The 16,197-nt window shown below is 74.7% G+C and carries 10 protein-coding genes; 7 read left to right on the plus strand and 3 right to left on the minus strand.

Going from position 1 to position 16,197, the window contains the following annotated elements:
• Positions 1-199 precede the first annotated feature (199 nt).
• Entirely contained in the window at positions 200-1,786 is a 1,587-nt protein-coding gene (locus CRV15_RS27170) for an MFS transporter (protein WP_003959339.1), read from the plus strand.
• Positions 1,787-2,053: 267 nt separating this feature from the next.
• Positions 2,054-2,494, plus strand: coding sequence for an ATP-binding protein (locus CRV15_RS27175; RefSeq protein WP_003959338.1), 441 nt, complete (start codon positions 2,054-2,056; stop codon positions 2,492-2,494).
• Between the two features lie 109 nt (positions 2,495-2,603).
• Here CRV15_RS27175 and CRV15_RS27180 read toward each other — a convergent pair whose 3' ends face one another.
• Both CRV15_RS27180 and CRV15_RS27185 read right to left on the minus strand, forming a co-directional pair.
• On the minus strand, positions 2,604-3,143 hold the full coding sequence (locus tag CRV15_RS27180) for a hypothetical protein (RefSeq protein ID WP_003959337.1): 540 nt from the start codon (positions 3,141-3,143) through the stop codon (positions 2,604-2,606).
• Positions 3,144-3,207: 64 nt separating this feature from the next.
• Positions 3,208-4,014 (minus strand): VOC family protein, encoded by an 807-nt coding sequence (locus CRV15_RS27185; protein WP_003959336.1) that lies wholly within the window; start codon positions 4,012-4,014, stop codon positions 3,208-3,210.
• A gap of 296 nt (positions 4,015-4,310) precedes the next feature.
• Between CRV15_RS27185 and CRV15_RS27190 the strand changes: the two genes are divergently transcribed.
• The 5 genes from CRV15_RS27190 (at position 4,311) to CRV15_RS27210 (ending at position 14,628) form a co-directional block, all read left to right on the plus strand.
• Entirely contained in the window at positions 4,311-4,562 is a 252-nt protein-coding gene (locus tag CRV15_RS27190; protein WP_003959335.1) for a DUF6158 family protein, read from the plus strand.
• Positions 4,563-5,036: 474 nt separating this feature from the next.
• Complete coding sequence (locus tag CRV15_RS27195; RefSeq protein ID WP_003959333.1) at positions 5,037-5,870, plus strand: SigB/SigF/SigG family RNA polymerase sigma factor; 834 nt, start codon at positions 5,037-5,039, stop codon at positions 5,868-5,870.
• Positions 5,871-6,523: 653 nt separating this feature from the next.
• Positions 6,524-10,153 (plus strand): phosphodiester glycosidase family protein, encoded by a 3,630-nt coding sequence (locus CRV15_RS27200; RefSeq protein ID WP_003959332.1) that lies wholly within the window; start codon positions 6,524-6,526, stop codon positions 10,151-10,153.
• A gap of 1,137 nt (positions 10,154-11,290) precedes the next feature.
• A complete protein-coding gene (locus tag CRV15_RS27205; RefSeq protein WP_086012158.1) occupies positions 11,291-13,276 on the plus strand; it encodes a SpoIIE family protein phosphatase in 1,986 nt (661 codons plus the stop codon).
• Positions 13,277-13,437: 161 nt separating this feature from the next.
• Positions 13,438-14,628, plus strand: coding sequence for an acyl-CoA dehydrogenase family protein (locus CRV15_RS27210; RefSeq protein WP_003958510.1), 1,191 nt, complete (start codon positions 13,438-13,440; stop codon positions 14,626-14,628).
• Between the two features lie 57 nt (positions 14,629-14,685).
• On the opposite strand, the gene CRV15_RS27215 is transcribed toward CRV15_RS27210, so the two are convergent.
• Positions 14,686-16,158 carry a hypothetical protein gene (locus CRV15_RS27215; protein WP_003958509.1) on the minus strand — a complete coding sequence of 491 codons (1,473 nt, stop codon included), beginning with the start codon at positions 16,156-16,158 and terminating at the stop codon, positions 14,686-14,688.
• Between the last annotated feature and the right edge of the window lie 39 nt (positions 16,159-16,197).

Consider the following 16,197-nt stretch of genomic DNA (forward strand, 5'->3'; position numbering starts at 1 on the left):
GGCTGTCCGGCGGCCGGGAAACCGGCCGCCGTGGCGCCGCCGCCCGTGAGCGGCCGTCCGCGCCGCGCCGTGCCGTGCTCGGTGCCGTGCCGCGTCCAGTCGCCCCGGCCCGGCACCGAACCGACGATCCGCCGTCAGCCCGTCAGCCCGTCAGCCCGTCAGCCCGTCAGCCCGTCAGCCGTTCCGTCAGGAGGCTTGCATGACCCGTAGGAGCAGCTCTCGTCCCGATCCTGTCGCCTTCTCCACCGTCACCACCACGATCCCCGCCCGGCTCGACCGTCTCCCCTGGTCACGCTGGCACTGGACCGTCGTCGTCGGGCTGGGGGCCGTCTGGATACTCGACGGTCTGGAGGTCACCGTCGTCGGCAGTGTCGCGAGCCGTCTGGCCGAGGAGGGCAGCGGACTGCCGATCACGGTCGCCCAGGTCACCGGGACCGCCGCCGCCCTCTATGTGGCCGGGGCCTGTCTGGGGGCGCTCTTCTTCGGCAGACTCACCGACCGCCACGGCCGCACCGGGCTCTTCCTCGTCACCCTGGCGGTCTATGTCATGTCCACCGCGCTCAGCGCCGCGTCCGTCTCCGTCTGGTGGTTCTTCCTCTTCCGCTTCCTGGCCGGATTCGGGATCGGCGGCGAGTACGCGGCCGTCAACTCCGCCATCGACGAGCTGATCCCCAGCCGCTACCGGGGCCGGGTCGACCTGGTCGTCAACGGCAGCTACTGGATCGGGGCGATGGGCGGCGCGCTGCTCTCGGTGGTGGCGCTGGACACCCGTCTGCTCCCCCGTGATCTGGGCTGGCGGCTGACCTTCGCCGTCGGTGTGGTGCTGGGCCTGGCCGTTCTGCTGGTGCGCCGCAGGCTGCCGGAGAGCCCGCGCTGGCTGCTGATCCACGGCCGGGAACGGGAGGCGGAGCGGCTGGTGGACGCGATCGAACGGCGGGTGGAGCGGCAGACGGGACGGGCCCTGTCCCCGGTGGCGAAGGAGATCACGGTCCGTCAGCGGCCCGGCGTCGGCTTCCTGGAGATCGCCCGGACGCTCTTCACCGTCTACCCCCGGCGGGCGGTGCTCGGCTTCGCGCTCTTCATCGGCGGCGCCTTCCTCTACAACGCCATCACCTTCGGCTTCGGTTCCATCCTGGTGGAGTTCTTCGGGGTCGACAGCGGCGCCACCGGCTACTGGTTCGCGGTCGTCGCGTTCGGCAACTTCCTCGGTCCGCTGCTGCTCGGTCCGCTGTTCGACACCTGGGGCAGGCGCCCGATGATCGCCGGGACCTATGTCCTCTCCGGGGTGCTGCTCTTCCTCACGGCGTGGGTCTTCGGCGCGGGGCTGCTCGACGCCACCACGATGACCATGTGCTGGGCGGTGGTGCTCTTCTTCGCGTCCGCCGGGGTCAGCTCCGCGTATCTGACCGTGAGCGAGATCTTCCCGATGGAGACCCGGGCGATGTCCATCGCCTTCTTCTACGCCCTCGGCACGGCGGCGGGCGGCATCTCCGGGCCGCTGGTCTTCGCCGACCTCACATCGAGCGGACGGGTGGACGACGCCGTCCTCGCGTTCTGTGTCGGCGCGGCGCTGATGGTGCTCGCGGGGCTGGTCGCCGCGGTCTTCGCGGTCCCCGCCGAACGGCGCTCCCTGGAGGACATCGCGGCCCCGCTCTCGGCGCTGGACCCGGGCGCCCCCGCCGGGCCGGGCCGGTCCGGCGGACGAGACGGCTCCGGGGCGCCCGGGGAGGCCGGTGAGGGGGAGTACGGCGATCCTGGTGAGAGGTCCGGTATCCCCGGGGGCTGACACTCCGTCGCCGCACCGGGCGGGTGCGATCCGCAGGCGATCCGTACATGTGTACGAAAAAGGTGGCCCCCGGAGCGTTTCGCCGCGGTCCGGGCGGGCACTGTCGGGACATCCGGCGCCCGGGGTGCCGGAGCGGGTGCCCCGGACGGCTCCGGGTCCGGCGCCGCGCGGGACACGGGAGACGGGGCGCGGGACACAGGACACAGGACACGGGATACGGGGCGCGGCGCGAGGGCGCCGACAGCCACCGGTACAGCGGAGGAGCGGATGGGCGCAGGACTCCGACGGCAGGGCCAGACACGACGGCTGGGGCTGTCCGGCGGCCGTGGCGTGGTCGCCCGCTGCCGTGACTTCACCGCCCGGGCCCTCGCCGACTGGGGCTGGGCGCAGGGCGGCCGGGAGAGCACCGACGATGTGCTGCTGATCGTCTCGGAACTGGTCACCAACGCCTGTCTGCACGCGGGCGGCCCCACCGAACTGGCCCTGCGCCACCGCCCCGGGCTGCTGCGGATCGAGGTCGCCGACGCCGACCCCGCGCCCCCGGCGCCCCGGCCCCGGGAGGTCTCGCTCCCCGGCGGCCACGGTCTGGTGGTGCTGGACCGGCTGTCGCTGCGCTGGGGCTCGGAACCCCGGGGCGCGGGCAAGGTGGTGTGGGCGGAGGTGGCCCCGCCGCCGGGCCGCCCCGCCCCGGGCCGGCCGGGAGCCTGACGCGCGCGCCCGGCGGCAGTCCGGAGTCCGGCGGTCCGGGTCTCCGCGCGGCCCGGGTCTCCGCGCGGTGGTGCGGGTCTCCGCGCGGCCCGGGGTCCGCCGGAGCGGGTCACCAGGTGGCGAAGGACTCCGCGGCGACGGAGACCGCGCCCACCACCGCTCCGTACCCGGGGATCATCAGCAGCGGCCAGGGGACGGGCCGCGGGGCGAGCACCCGCCAGTGGAAGGCGTAGTCGCGGTACTCCGGCATCCCCTCGGTTCCCGGCGGCACCATGAAGCGCGGCTGCACCGTGCAGAACAACCACCAGTCGAGAATCACCAGATCGGTGAGGGCCAGCACCAGGAAGCCGGTCGCCCCGAGCGCGAACGGCGGCCAGAAGCCCAGCGTCCCGGCGTCCCGGGCATGCAGTTCGAGTACCCCCGCGGTCGGGACGCCGATCAGCGACACCGCGTTGAGCAGGCCCATCACCCCGGCCGTGCGTTTGCCGCGTTCGCTCTGCGGTCCGTGCCGATCGCGGATCGCGGCGGGATAGTCATGGATCAGCGAGTCCCGCGCGACGAGCAGTCCGCCGATGACCACGGCGACGAAGAGCGTGGTCAGGACGAGCGCGTAGAGGAGTCCGACGGTTGCCACTTCCGACCAGTCCATGACAACAAAGGGTAACCGGGAAGATCGGGAACGGAGGGGCGATTCACAGGAGCACAGGGGGCGTTCAGCGGCTGATCAGAGTGAAGAGCGCGCCGTCGGGGTCGCTGACGGACGCTTCGTCCCGGCCGTCGGCCGTCGTGTGCCGCCCCAGCAGGGTGCCGCCGTGGTCCTCGGCCGCGCGGACGGTGCGGTCCACGTCGGCCACGGGGAAGTGCACGTCCCAGCGGGGCCGGTGCACCGGGTCGGGCGCCGCGCCGCGCGCGCCGGAGCTGAGCCGGGCGAGCACATGGCCCTGGCTGATCAGGACGACCTCGTCGTTCTCGTAACTCACATCGCAGGCGCCGGGGCGCTCGGTCGCCCAGTCCAGCACCTCGCCGTAGAAGATCGCCGCGTCGAAGGCGTTGCGGGTGCGCAGCAGCAGCCACGCGGGCGCGTCGCGGTGGCCGGACTGCCAGTCGGGGATCAGCGCGCCCTCCCAGATGCCGAAGACCGCGCCGTCCCGGTCGGCGGCGAGCGCGCCCCGCCCCAGGGTGAAGGCGAGCGGGCCCACCGCGACGGTGCCGCTGCGCTCGCGGATACGGCCGGCCGCCACGTCCGCGTCGGCGATGGCGAAGTACGGGGTCCAGGCCACGGCCACCTGAAGGGTGCGGGCCAGTGCCCCGATGCCCGCCACCGGTGCCCCGTCCAGCAGGGCCACGCTGAATCCCTCGCCCAGCTCGCCCGGACGGAAGTCCCACCCCAGCACCGAGCCGTAGAAGTCCTGCGACGCGGTGAGGTCCCGGGCCATGAGGCTGACCCAGCACGGTGCCCCGGCCACCTCCGCGCTCGGCGTCATGCCCGGCACCGCGGCCGGACCGGTCGTCTCGTTCATCGCATCGCACCCATGTCCGCACCCGGGGGTGCATCTGTGCCGTGCCCGCGGCGTGCGCGCGGCCGTGGGGGCAGCCGGACGCGCGCCCGCGCTGCTGCCCTTGTCCTGCATCCTGCCCTCGGTCCGGGCTCCACGCGACTCACGCCCGGCGCGCCGGGCGCCCGCGGGCGGGGCGCCGGGCCGGGGGCCGAGTTGCACACGGCCGTGGGGGAGGGCCGGATGGTGCGGACGGCGTGGGTACCCGCCGGGGGAGGGCACGGGACGGGAGCGCACGGGACGGAAGGAGATCGGCCGCCATGACGGAGCCCGAGAACCAGCACAGGGGCGTCGAGGCCGCCCGCCTCGGCGAACACGACCTGATCAAGGAGCTGGAGAACATCCACCGCAGTCGGCACGACACCCTGCTGCACGGCTCCCCCGCCGCCCTCGCCGCGCACACCACCCGGATGGCCGAGCTGGAGGAGGAGTATTTGCGCCGCCATCCGGAACGCCCCGTGTCGGCGGGGCGGACCCGGGAGGGCGCCCGCGCGCGGGCCCCTCAGGAGTAATCCCGTCCGGCCCGGCGGCCGGACCTCCGCGGCGGGTGCCCGCTGATGCCGGTGCCGGCCGGTCCCGGCCCGGTGTCGGCCCGGTGTCGGCCGGTCCCCGCGGTGCCCGTACCGAGCGGTGCCCGCGCGAGGGCGTGCCGGAGCCAGCAGAATGGAGAGAGGGGCGTCCGGCCCCGGGCGGGGTTTGCCCTCGCGGCACGGGGGCAGGCGCGGGGCCACGAGCCCGAGCGCGGCCGGTGGCGACGGCCCCGGAAGGAACTCCGTCCCCGCTGCCTCGAACGGGTCCCCCGGCCCCGTGCGGCACGCGGAGCACAGTGGGGCGAACGAGGCCCATGAGCACAGGCACAGAACGAGGCCCCTGAGCACAGGGTGAGCACCCGGGGCAGACGAGACGAGCACACGGGGACCGGAGCGGGGGACCACCGGCCCGCAGGCGCTGTCCAGCCGTCCACACCGCAGAGGGGTGGCGCGCAGATGCGCACACCGACAAGCACCGCACACACCGCCGACCGCGTCCGGAGCCCGGCGCGCGGCGCGCGGCATCCCCACGACGACGCACCCGACACCGCCGCCGCCTTCGCCCGGCTGGCCCGGCTCCCCGACGGACCCGAGCGCGAGGCGCTGCGCCAAGAGCTGGTGAACGCCTGGCTGCCCATGTCCGAGCGGCTGGCCCGCCGTTTCCGGGACCGGGGCGAGAGTCTGGAGGATCTGCGGCAGGTGGCCGCGCTCGGGCTGGTCAAGGCGGTCGACCGCTATGACCCGGCGCGTGGCTGCGCCTTCGCCAGCTTCGCCGTGCCCACCATCACCGGCGAGGTCAAACGCCACTTCCGCGACCACATGTGGACCCTGCATGTACCCCGGCGCGTGCAGGACCAGCGCAACCGGGTGCGCGCCGCCCAACAGGAACTGGCGCAGACGGTGACGGGCCGGGCACCCACCGAGGCGGAGATCGCCGAACGGGCCGGGCTGACCCCCGCCCAGACCCGGGAGGGCCTGGCCGCGATCGGCTCGTACCGCACCCTCTCCCTGGACGCCGAGGCACCCGGCGACGGCGACGGGTGCACCATGGCGGACGCGCTGGGCGGGCCCGATCCCGCGCTGGACGTCGTCATCGACCGGGAGGCCGTCCGGCCCCGGCTGCGTGAACTCCCCGAACGGGAGCGCAGGATTCTGTACATGCGGTTCTTCCGCGGGATGACGCAGAGCCGGATAGCCGAGGACCTGGGCATCTCGCAGATGCATGTCTCCCGGCTGATCAGCCACTCCTGCGACCGGCTCCGCCAGGAGATCATGCGGGACGCCGTCTGAGCCCTCACGCTCCCCGCCGCCGGTGAGCCGACAAGCGGCCGCCGCCGTTCCGTCGTTCCGTCGTTCCGTCGTTCCGTCGTGCGGTCGTGCGGTCGTTCCGTCGTGCTGTGTGCTGTGTGCTGTGTGCGGTGTGCTGTGTGCTGTGCGCCGGTGTCCGGCACGGGGCCGGTCTTCGGGCGCGACGGCTCCGGGGGCACCGATCGACGCCGTCCCCGGCGGCGGCCGTCGGGAAGTGCGCGGTCCGCCGGGTTTCGGCCAGACGGCGGACCAGCCGCCGCCGTGGGCTCCCAGTGGAGAGCCGGCCCGGGCTCCGTCTGCCGCCGCCCGGCGGTCCGGTCGACGGTTCTCCCGTCCGGCGCGACGGCTCCGTCCCTCTGCCGACTCGCTCCATGGCTCGTTCCCGTCGCTCGGCCCGCGCTGTCGGACGGTGCTCCCCGCCCCCGGAAGCGCCGGGCGCGGTACCCCTGAGGACAGGGGCATGGACCCCGCACCGGACGCCCCCTCCCCTCTCCGCTCAACGCCGCCGCAGCCGGTACCCGCGTGTCCGGGCCGCCCTCTGGTGCGGGGCGCGCCGGGGCCGGGATGCTGGGGCGGAGGGGGCCACCGCCCTCTGGTTCTGTCATGCCCTCGACCATCCAGGATCGGGAGAATCCGTGCGCAGAGACCGCCCCACGCCATGGCGGGCCCCCTGGGGACCCCGTGCCGCCCTGTTGACCGCCGCCCTCTCCGCCCTTCTCGTCGGACTCGTCCCCCCGGCCGCCGCCACGGGCTCCGGGCAGGAGACCGACCCCCGCCCCGCGCACCCCGCCGAGGTGCTGCGGCCCGTCGCGCCCCCGCCGCCCGGCGCACCCCGGCAGCACACCCCCGGCAGCGGGCCCGCGGCGGCGGACGGCGCCCGGGGGGTCGTGGACGGCGACGGCATCGAGACCGCGCGCAGCTCCCGCCCCGTCGCCCCCGGGGTGCGTCTCACCTCGTTCGACCGTCTGGAATCGGACAAGTGGCTGCGTGTCGCGAGCCTCTCCGTCGACCTCGACGGCAGCGGCGCGGCGGCCGACTATCTCTTCCCCGGCAAGGTCGCCGCCCGCGACACCGTCTCCGCGCTCGCCGCCCGGCACGACCCCGGACCCGGCCGCCGTACCGTCGCCGCCCTCAACGGCGACTTCTTCGACATCAACCAGACCGGCGCGCCCCAGGGCCCCGGCATCAAGGACGGCGAGGTCACCCACTCGCCCGCCGCGGGCGCCCACCGGGCCATCGGCATCGGCCCCGAGGGCGCGGGCCGCATCCTGCGTCTCTACTTCGACGGCACCCTGACGCTGCCCTCCGGGCCGTACCCGCTCACCGCCTACAACGCCGCCAACGTGCCCGCCGGAGGCATCGGCGCCTACACCCCCGCCTGGGGCACCGCCGACCGCGCCCTGACCGTGGACAGCGCCCGCCCGGTGGCCGAGGCGGTCGTCCGCGACGGGGCCGTGGTCTCCGTCGCGGACCGCCCCGGCGGCGGCCCCGTCCCCGACGGCACCACCGTGCTGGTGGGGCGGGAGGCCGGAGCCGCCCGGCTCGCCGCGCTGCGCCCCGGGGACCGGGTGGCCATGGAGTACCGCCCGCGCACCGACGGCGGACCGGTGCCCCGTACGGCCGTCGGCGGGCGCGAACTCCTCGTCGTCGACGGTGTACCGCAGAACCACGAGGGCCAGAGCAACAACACCGCCGCGCCGCGCACCGCCGTCGGCTTCTCCCGCGACGGCCGCGCCCTGCAGATCCTCACCGTCGACGGCCGCCAGGCCGACAGCGGCGGTGTCACCCTCACCGAGCTGGGGGCGATGATGCGGCGCGCGGGCTCCCACAACGCCCTCAACCTGGACGGCGGCGGCTCCGCCACCCTGGTCGCCCGCACCCCCGGCAGCGACGCCCTCCAGGTCGAGAACAGCCCGTCCGACGGCAGCGAACGCACCGTCCCCAACGGGCTCGCGCTCACCGCGCCCGACGGCAGCGGACGCCTGGCCGGGTACTGGGTGACCACCCGCACCCCCGCGTCCGGCGCCCCCACCGCCGACCCGGTCCGGGGCGGCCGGCCCGAACGGGTCTTCCCCGGTCTCACCCGGCGGCTCGCCGCCGCCGGGTACGACGAGACCTGGGGCCCGGCCGCCGGAGCCCCGCGCTGGCGCTCCCTGCGGCCGTCGGCGGGGCGCGTGGACGCCGACGGCGTCTTCCGGGCGCGGCGCGGCGGCACGGCCGTCGTCACCGCCGAACGGGCCCGCGCCCGGGGCCGGATCGAACTGGCCGTCCTCGACGACCTCGCCCGCATCGCCCCCACCACCCGGCACATCGGCCTCGCGGGCGCGGGCTCCACGGCCGGGTTCGGCATCGTCGGCTTCGACGCCCACGGCACCAGCGCCCCGGTCGAACCCGCCGATGTCCGGCTGGACTACGACCCGGAACTCCTCGACGTCCGCGACGACGGGAAGGGCTCCTTCACCGTCACCGCGCGGACCCCGGGCGGCGCCGGGCGGATCACGGCGCGGGTCCGGGGGGCGACCACCGTGCTCGCCGTCGCCACCGGCCTCGCCCACCGGCCCGTCACCGACTTCGACGACGCCGGAACCTGGACCTTCTCCCAGGCGCGCGCGGACGGCGCGGTCGCCGCCACCCCCGCCGGACACCCCGGCACCGGCCTGGAGCTGACGTACGACTTCACCCGCTCCACCGCCACCCGCGCCGCCTACGCCGCCCCGCCCTGGCCGATCGCCGTGCCGGGCGCGCCCCGCTCGTTCACGCTCTGGGTCGACGGGGACGGACGGGGCGCCTGGCCGACACTCCACCTCACGGACGCGGCAGGCTCCGACCTGCTGCTGCGCGGCCCCTACCTCACCTGGACGGGGTGGCGGCAGATCACCTTCACGGTGCCGCAGGGGGCACCCGTACCGCTCGCCGTGCACCGGTTCTATCTCGCCGAGACCGCGGCGGCCCGCCAGTACACCGGCCGTATCACCGTCGACACCCTGGTGGCGCAGGTACCGCCCGCCGTGGAACTGCCCGCGCCGCCCCGCGTCCCCGACCGGCTCATCGCCACGGGGGCGGCCGTCGCCGACCGGGACTGGCGGTTCGCGGTGCTGTCCGACGCGCAGTTCGTCGCCCGCGACCCCGACAGCGCGATCGTCCGCCAGGCACGGCGCACCCTGCGCGAGATCAGGGCCGCCCGCCCGGAGCTGCTGCTGGTGAACGGGGACCTCGTGGACGAGGGCAGCCCCGCCGACCTGGCCTTCGCCCGGCGGGTGCTCACCGAGGAACTGGGGACGGAGGTGCCCTGGATCTACATCCCCGGCAACCACGAGGTCATGGGCGGGCGGATCGACGACTTCGTCAGCGAGTTCGGGCCCGCGCACCGCGCCTTCGACCACCGGGGCACCCGGGTGCTCACCCTGGACACCTCCCGGCTGACCCTGCGGGGCGGCGGCCTCGCCCAGATCGCGGCGGTACGGGAGCGGCTGGACGCGGCGGCGGCCGACCCGGCGATCGGCTCGGTGCTGGTGGTGCAGCACGTCCCGCCGCGCGACCCGACCCCGCAGCAGGGCAGCATGCTCGGCGACCGCAAGGAGGCGGCGCTGCTCGAACGGTGGCTGACCGAATTCCGTCGGACCACCGGCAAGGGAGCGGCGTTCATCGGCGCGCATGTGGGGGTCTTCCACGCCGAACGCGTGGACGGCGTGCCCTATCTGATCAACGGCAACTCCGGGAAGAACCCGTCCGCCCCCGCGCACGAGGGCGGCTTCACCGGCTGGTCCCTGGTGGGCGTGGACGAGGTCGGCCCCGCCGAACGGGCCGCCGCCCGGCACCGCCCCTGGCGCGGCGGCCCGGACTGGATCTCCGTCCAGACCCGCGCCCACACCGACGGCCTCACCCTGCGCGCGCCGGAGTCGCTGCCGCCCGGCCGGTCCGAGGACGTCCGCGCCACCGTGCTCCAAGGGGTACGGGAGGTTCCGGTGGCGTTCCCGGTGAGCGCGGACTGGACGGGTTCCCGGGGCCTCCACATCGGGCCGCCCACCGCCGCCCGCCCCCGCCACACCGCCTCCTTCGACCCGGTTACCGGCCGCCTCACCGCGCTGCGCCCGGGGACCGTGACCCTCACCGTCACGGTCGGCGGCCTCGCCCGCTCCACCCGGGTCCTCGTCCCGGCACCGGCACCCGAGCCCCGGGCGGACGCCGTACGGCCCGCCGCCCGCGGCGCCCTCGCCGTGCGAGAAGGCGCGTCACCCGGCAGCCTGGGGGTGAGCCCCTGGTGAGGAGGTGGTTACGGGATGGGCGGGCCGCAAGCCTCCGGCGGGGGGAGGACGGGGGAGCAGGCCGAGGCGCTGAGACCGCTGCTCGCGCTCGCGCTGGCGGACATGATGAAGGACTCCCACGCCCACTCCGGAGCCCTCTACCTCCTGACCACGGACCGGGGCCACCCGACCGCGACCCCGACCCCGACCGTCCCGGCCTGTGTCCCGGGGGAGCCCCCGGGACACGGCGGACCCGCGGGGGAGCCCCCCGCTGACGGCAGGGCTTGTGGTGCGAAGGGCCCCGACGGTGCTGCCCGTTCCGGTCGCGGGGAGGTCACAGGACCCGCGGGCCCTGTGGGGAACACGGGCGGGGGAGCGTCTCCCGGCGTCTCGGGGCAGGACCCCGCCGCCCGCGCGGGTACCGCCGGCCGGGCGGGGGATGCCGTCGGGGAGGAGCCCTCCGGCGGCGGTACGGGGTGGCTGCGGTCTGCGGAGGGCACCCGTCCGGGGGAGTCCGCCGCCGGTGGTGTGCGTTCCGGTGAGGAGGAGCCCCCGGGGCCTGGCGCGGGATGCCACGGACTTGCGGACGCCGCCCGCCCGGAGGAACCCGCCGGGGAGCGGCCTTCCGGTGGTGGTGCGGGGGTTTCCGGGGAGGGTTCCGCCGTTCGCGCGGGTACCGCTGGCCGGGCGGTGCCCGGGGCTCCGGGCAGCGGGGTCGGGGAGGAGTCGTCCGGGGGCGGCGCGGGGCACGGCGGGCCCGCGGAGGGCAGCCGCGCGGAGCAGCCCTTTGCCGACGGCAGGGGTTCCGGTGCGAAGGGCCCCGGCGGTGCTGCGCGTTCCGGCTGCGGGGAGGTCACGGGACCCGCGGGCCCTGTGGGGAACACGGGCGGGGGAACGTCTCCCGGCGTCCAGGGGGAGGGCTCCGTCACCCGCGCGGGGCGCCGAGGGCCCGCGGAGGGCACCCGTCCGGGGGAGTCCACCTCCAGTGGTACGCGTCCCGGTGAGGAGGAGCCCCCCGGGCACGGCACCGGGCACCAGGGGTCTGCGGAGGGCACCCGTCCGGAGGAACCCCCCGGCGGCGGCACGGGACGCCAGGCGCCCAGGGAAGCCACACATCCCCCCGAGCCCGCCGCAGGCGCCACCGCTCCGGTGCTCGACATGGTCGTCAAGGCCGGGCTCCCCCGCGCCTTCTCCACGCCCTGGGAACGGATCTCGCTCGCCTCCCCGCTGCCCGTCGCGGACGCGGTCCGCGAGCGGCGCCTCGTCTGGGTCGCCGACGAGGAGGAGATGGCCCGCCGCTACCCCCGGATCGCCGTCGCCCTCCCCTACCAGTACCGGTTCGCCGCCCTCCCGGTCGCCACCGACGGGAAGATCTACGGCGCGGCCTATCTCACCTGGCCCGTCTCCCACCCGCCCGAACTGTCCCCGACCGAACGCGAACTCCTCACCGCCGCCTGCGAACGCCTCGCCCACCGGCTGCGCCGCTCCGCCGCCACCGGGGTCGTCGTCGCCGAGCCCGACTTCCTCGGCGCGCCCCCGGCGGGACCGGAGGGCGCGGACGGCGCGTCCCTCGCCCAGCGCGCGCTCGACCGGTTCTCCGAGGGCGTCTGCGCCCTCGATGTGAACAGCCGGGTCGTCTGCGCCAACGCCGCCACCGGCGACCTCGTCGGCATCCCCGCCGCGGACCTCGTCGGCCGGGTGCTGTGGACCTCCGTGCCGTGGCTGAACGACCCCGTGTACGAGGACCGCTACCGGGCCGCGCTGATGAGCCAGCGGACCACGTCGTTCACCGCGCTCCGCCCGCCCCGCGACTGGCTCGACTTCCGGCTGCACCCGGGCCGGGACGGCGTCACCGCCCACATCACCCGCGCCGCCTCGGCCGTACCCGCCGCCGCCACCGGCACCGGGAACCCCGCGGAACGCCACCCGGCCCGGCTCGTCACCATCGCCCACATCGCCAATCTGGCCATCGCGCTCACCGAGGCCGTCGGCGTGTCCGACGTGGTCGACCTGGTCGCCGACGAGATCATGCCCTCCCTCGGCGGCAGTGCCCTGGTGCTCCTCGGCTCCGAGAACGGACGGCTCCGGGTCCTGGGGCAGCGCGGCTACGTGGACCGCGGTCTGGTGGAACGCTTCGACGGCGTACCGCTGACCGCGCCGATCCCCGGCGCCCAGGCCCTGATCACGGGGGTGCCCTCGTTCTTCGAGTCCCAGGAGGAGCTGGAACGGGTCTACCCCGAGCGCCACACCACCCCCGACGGCCTCCGCGCCTGGGCGTATCTCCCGCTGATCGCCTCGGGGCGGCCCGTCGGCACCTGTGTCCTCGGCTTCGCCCGCGAGCACCGGTTCTCCACCGACGAACGGTCCGTCCTCACCAGCCTCGGCGGCCTCATCGCCCAGGCCCTGGAGCGGGCCCGTCTGTACGACACCAAACACCGGCTCGCCCACGGCCTCCAGTCCGCGCTGCTGCCCAGCTCGCTTCCCGCGATCGACGGCCTCCAGACCGCCGCGCGCTATCTGGCGGGCACCCAGGGCATGGACATCGGCGGCGACTTCTACGACCTCGTCCCCGCGGGCCGCAGCGCCGCCGCCGTCATCGGGGACATCCAGGGCCACAACGTCACCGCCGCCGCCCTGATGGGCCAGGTCCGTACGGCCGTCCGCGCCTATGTCGCGGTGGGCCAGCCGCCGGGGCAGGTGATGGAGTCGACCAACCGGCTGCTGATCGATCTCAAGGCGGACCTCCTCGCCTCCTGCGTCCACCTCCACCTCGACCTCGCGGGCCGCGCCGCGCACATCGCCCGCGCCGGGCACCCCCAGCCGCTGCTGCGCGAACCCGACGGCACCGTCCGGGCGCTGGACCTGACCGGCGGACCGCTGCTGGGGGTCGACGCGGGCGCCGTCTACCCCACCACCTGGCTGCCGCTGGCCCCCGGCTCCGTGCTCGCCCTCTACACCGACGGCCTGGTGGAGAACCCCGGCATCGACATCGACGACGCGCTCGCCGGACTCGCCCGCAGGCTCGGCACCGCCGACCCCGACGGCCCCCTGGAGGAGCTGGCCGACCTCCTCATCGGTCCACCGGGCACCCGCGACCGGCGCGGCGACGACATCGCGCTCCTGCTGCTGCGCCCCACCGGCTGACCACACCCCCTCGCACGCCCCGCCCGACGGCGCCTCCCGGGATCGGCCGACCGGCGCCCCCGGACCCTGCCTCTTCCGGATTCTTGCAACACGTTCTACCGTGTGCGCCGCGCCGCCGGGGACGCGGCCGGGGCGCCCGACCGCAGGACCCTGGAGGGGCCGTGCATCTCGCCTACACGCCTGAACAGCAGCGACTGCGCGCGGAACTGCGCGCCTACTTCGCCGGCCTGGTGCCGGACAACGCCTACGCCCGCCACGCCGACCCCGCCGAACAGAAGCGCTTCTACCGGGCGACGCTGCGCACACTCGGCGCCGACGGCTGGCTCGGCGTCGGCTGGCCCGTGGAGTACGGGGGGCGCGGACTGAGCCCGATGGAGCAGTTCGTCTTCTTCGACGAGGCGGCCCAGGCGGGTGTGCCACTGCCGCTGATGACGCTCAACACCGTCGGCCCCACACTGATGCGCTACGGCACCGAGGAACAGAAGGCGTACTTCCTGCCGAGAATCCTCTCCGGGGAGATCGACTTCGCGATCGGCTACAGCGAGCCCGGCGCGGGCACGGATCTGGCGGCGCTCACCACCCGGGCCGTCCGCGAAGGAGACCTGGAGACCGGGCACTACCTCGTCGACGGACAGAAGATCTGGACCACCAACGGCGACACGGCCGACTGGGTCTGGCTCGCCGTGCGCACCGACCCGAAGGCCCCGCCGCACCAGGGGATCACCCTGCTCCTGGTGCCGACCTCCGACCCCGGCTACTCCTCGACCCTGATCAGGACGATCGCCTCGCACGACACCACCGCGAGCTACTACGACGGCATCAGGGTCCCCGCCTCCCGCCGCGTCGGCGAGGAGAACAGGGGCTGGCGCCTGATCACCAATCAGCTCAACCACGAACGGGTCACCCTCGCCGCCCATGGCACTGTCGCGATCCGCGCCCTCGCGGACGTCCAGCGCTGGGCGGCCGGGACGGAACTCGCCGACGGCCGCCGCGTCATCGACCTCGGCTGGGTCCGCGGAAGGCTCGCCCGCGCCCATGCCCGCCTCGACGCGATGAAGCTGCTGAACTGGCAGATGGTCCACGCCGTCCAGGACTCCACCCTCACCCCGCAGGACGCCTCCGCCGTCAAGGTGTACGGCTCCGAGGCCCGCCGCGATGTGTACGCCTGGCTCCTGGAGATCACCGCGGCGGCGGGCCCGCTCAAGGAGGGCTCCGCCGGAGCGGTGCTCCACGGAGAGCTGGAACGCGGCTACCGCTCAGCCGTGATCTTCACCTTCGGCGGCGGGAACAACGAGATCCAACGGGAGATCATCGCCTGGATCGGCCTCGGCATGCCCCGCGTCCGTCGCTGACGGCTTGACGGCTGACGGCTGACCGCTGACAGGACGGTCGGCCGGTCGGGCGGGCGGTCACACCCAGCCGTGGATGAGGGTCGCCGCCTCGTCGAAGCCGATGCGTTCCGTGAGCCGTTCCTCCTTCGGGATGTAGGAGTGCGAGAACAGGCTGTAGACCCCACTCGAACCGACCGACAGCAGATCCTTGAGCGGAGCGTTCAGCACGGTCTTCATATAGCTCTCGGACATACCGCCCCCGCTGAAGACATCGGCCGCGTAGAGCGTCCGTACCGCGTCCCCCGAACGCCCGAAGAACATCGGCGTTCCCGCGATCAGGCCCGCCGTGTCGACCTGTGCGACCCGGGCCGCCTCGGCGGGGTGCCCATGCCGGTCGAGAAGCGCGGTCCAGCCGTCCCTCAGCTGGGTGGTGTAGACGAGCGAACCCGGCCCCACCAGGGGCTTGACCCCCGCGTACAGCAGGACGCTCATACACAGCGCGACCGACGGGATGATCTCCTCGCGTTCCAGGTGGTCCCGGACGGCGGCGGGCTCCAGGGGCACGGTGAGGTGCCGGAAGCGCGGGTCCGCCGGTACCAGCTCCGACCCCTCGGCATAGAGGCGGAGGAGCCGGGGCCGGCCGGGGTACTTGCGCCAGAAGAAGTGGGTGCCCTTGTCGGCGGCCTCGTCCCAGGCGACCACGACGCCCCGGAAGGCGTCCAGGACCTGCTGCCGGAACCCGGGGTCGAAGAGCGCGGCGGAGAGGAAGTTCTCCTCCGTGAGCAGTTCGAGAAGGCACTCCCGGGCCACGTCCTCGGAGTTGGCGTAGAGCAACTCCGGGATGTCCCGGCGGAGTTCCCGGGCGAACAGCAGGGGCCAGGTGTGCCGCAGCGCGACGGCGAGCTGGTCGCGGTGACGGTCGGTGTGCGGGTGGTCGAGACCGTTGAGGAACCCCTGGTACTCGATCAGGAAGTCCTGGTCGTCGGGGGTGAAGCGGTCCCAGCGCCGGAGCGTGCGGAGCCGTTCCACGAAGTCGAAGGAGCGGACGCCCGTGTAGTACATCGCGTCACGGTGTTCCTTCGCCCGGAAGTAGGGGATCGTCTCCCCGCGGAACTGGAAGCCGTTGCGCATGTAATGGTTGCTCGGTGGCACATTGCTGCACGAGAACGTCACGATCGGCCGCCGGTCGCCGCCCCCCACCAGCCGGTCCGCGTTGGCGATGATGTTGGTCCCCAGCAGCAGCGGATGGTTGAGGAGCTGATGGTGGTCCACGATGTTGATCGCGCGCACATCACGCGCGTCCACGGAGAGCCCCGCGGCGGCGGGCCCGAACGCCTGCCGCAGCACCCGCCGGACGGCGCGCGCGACGCCTTCCTGCCGCTCGGCGTGGACCGGGTCCACCCAGGTCGGCTGGAGCCCCGCCGCGTACTCGCCCAGGGGCCTGTCGATCTCGAAGTACGGTGCCATGCTGGGCACGTACCGCCGGATCTGCCCCACGATGGCGTCGAGGCTCGCCCTGATCCGTTCTTCGTCCATGTCCGCCTTCGTCATCGCTCGGGGTCCGTCATCGCTCGGCCCTCGTCATCGCTC

The organism is Streptomyces clavuligerus, assembly GCF_005519465.1.
GTDB lineage: Bacteria > Actinomycetota > Actinomycetes > Streptomycetales > Streptomycetaceae > Streptomyces > Streptomyces clavuligerus.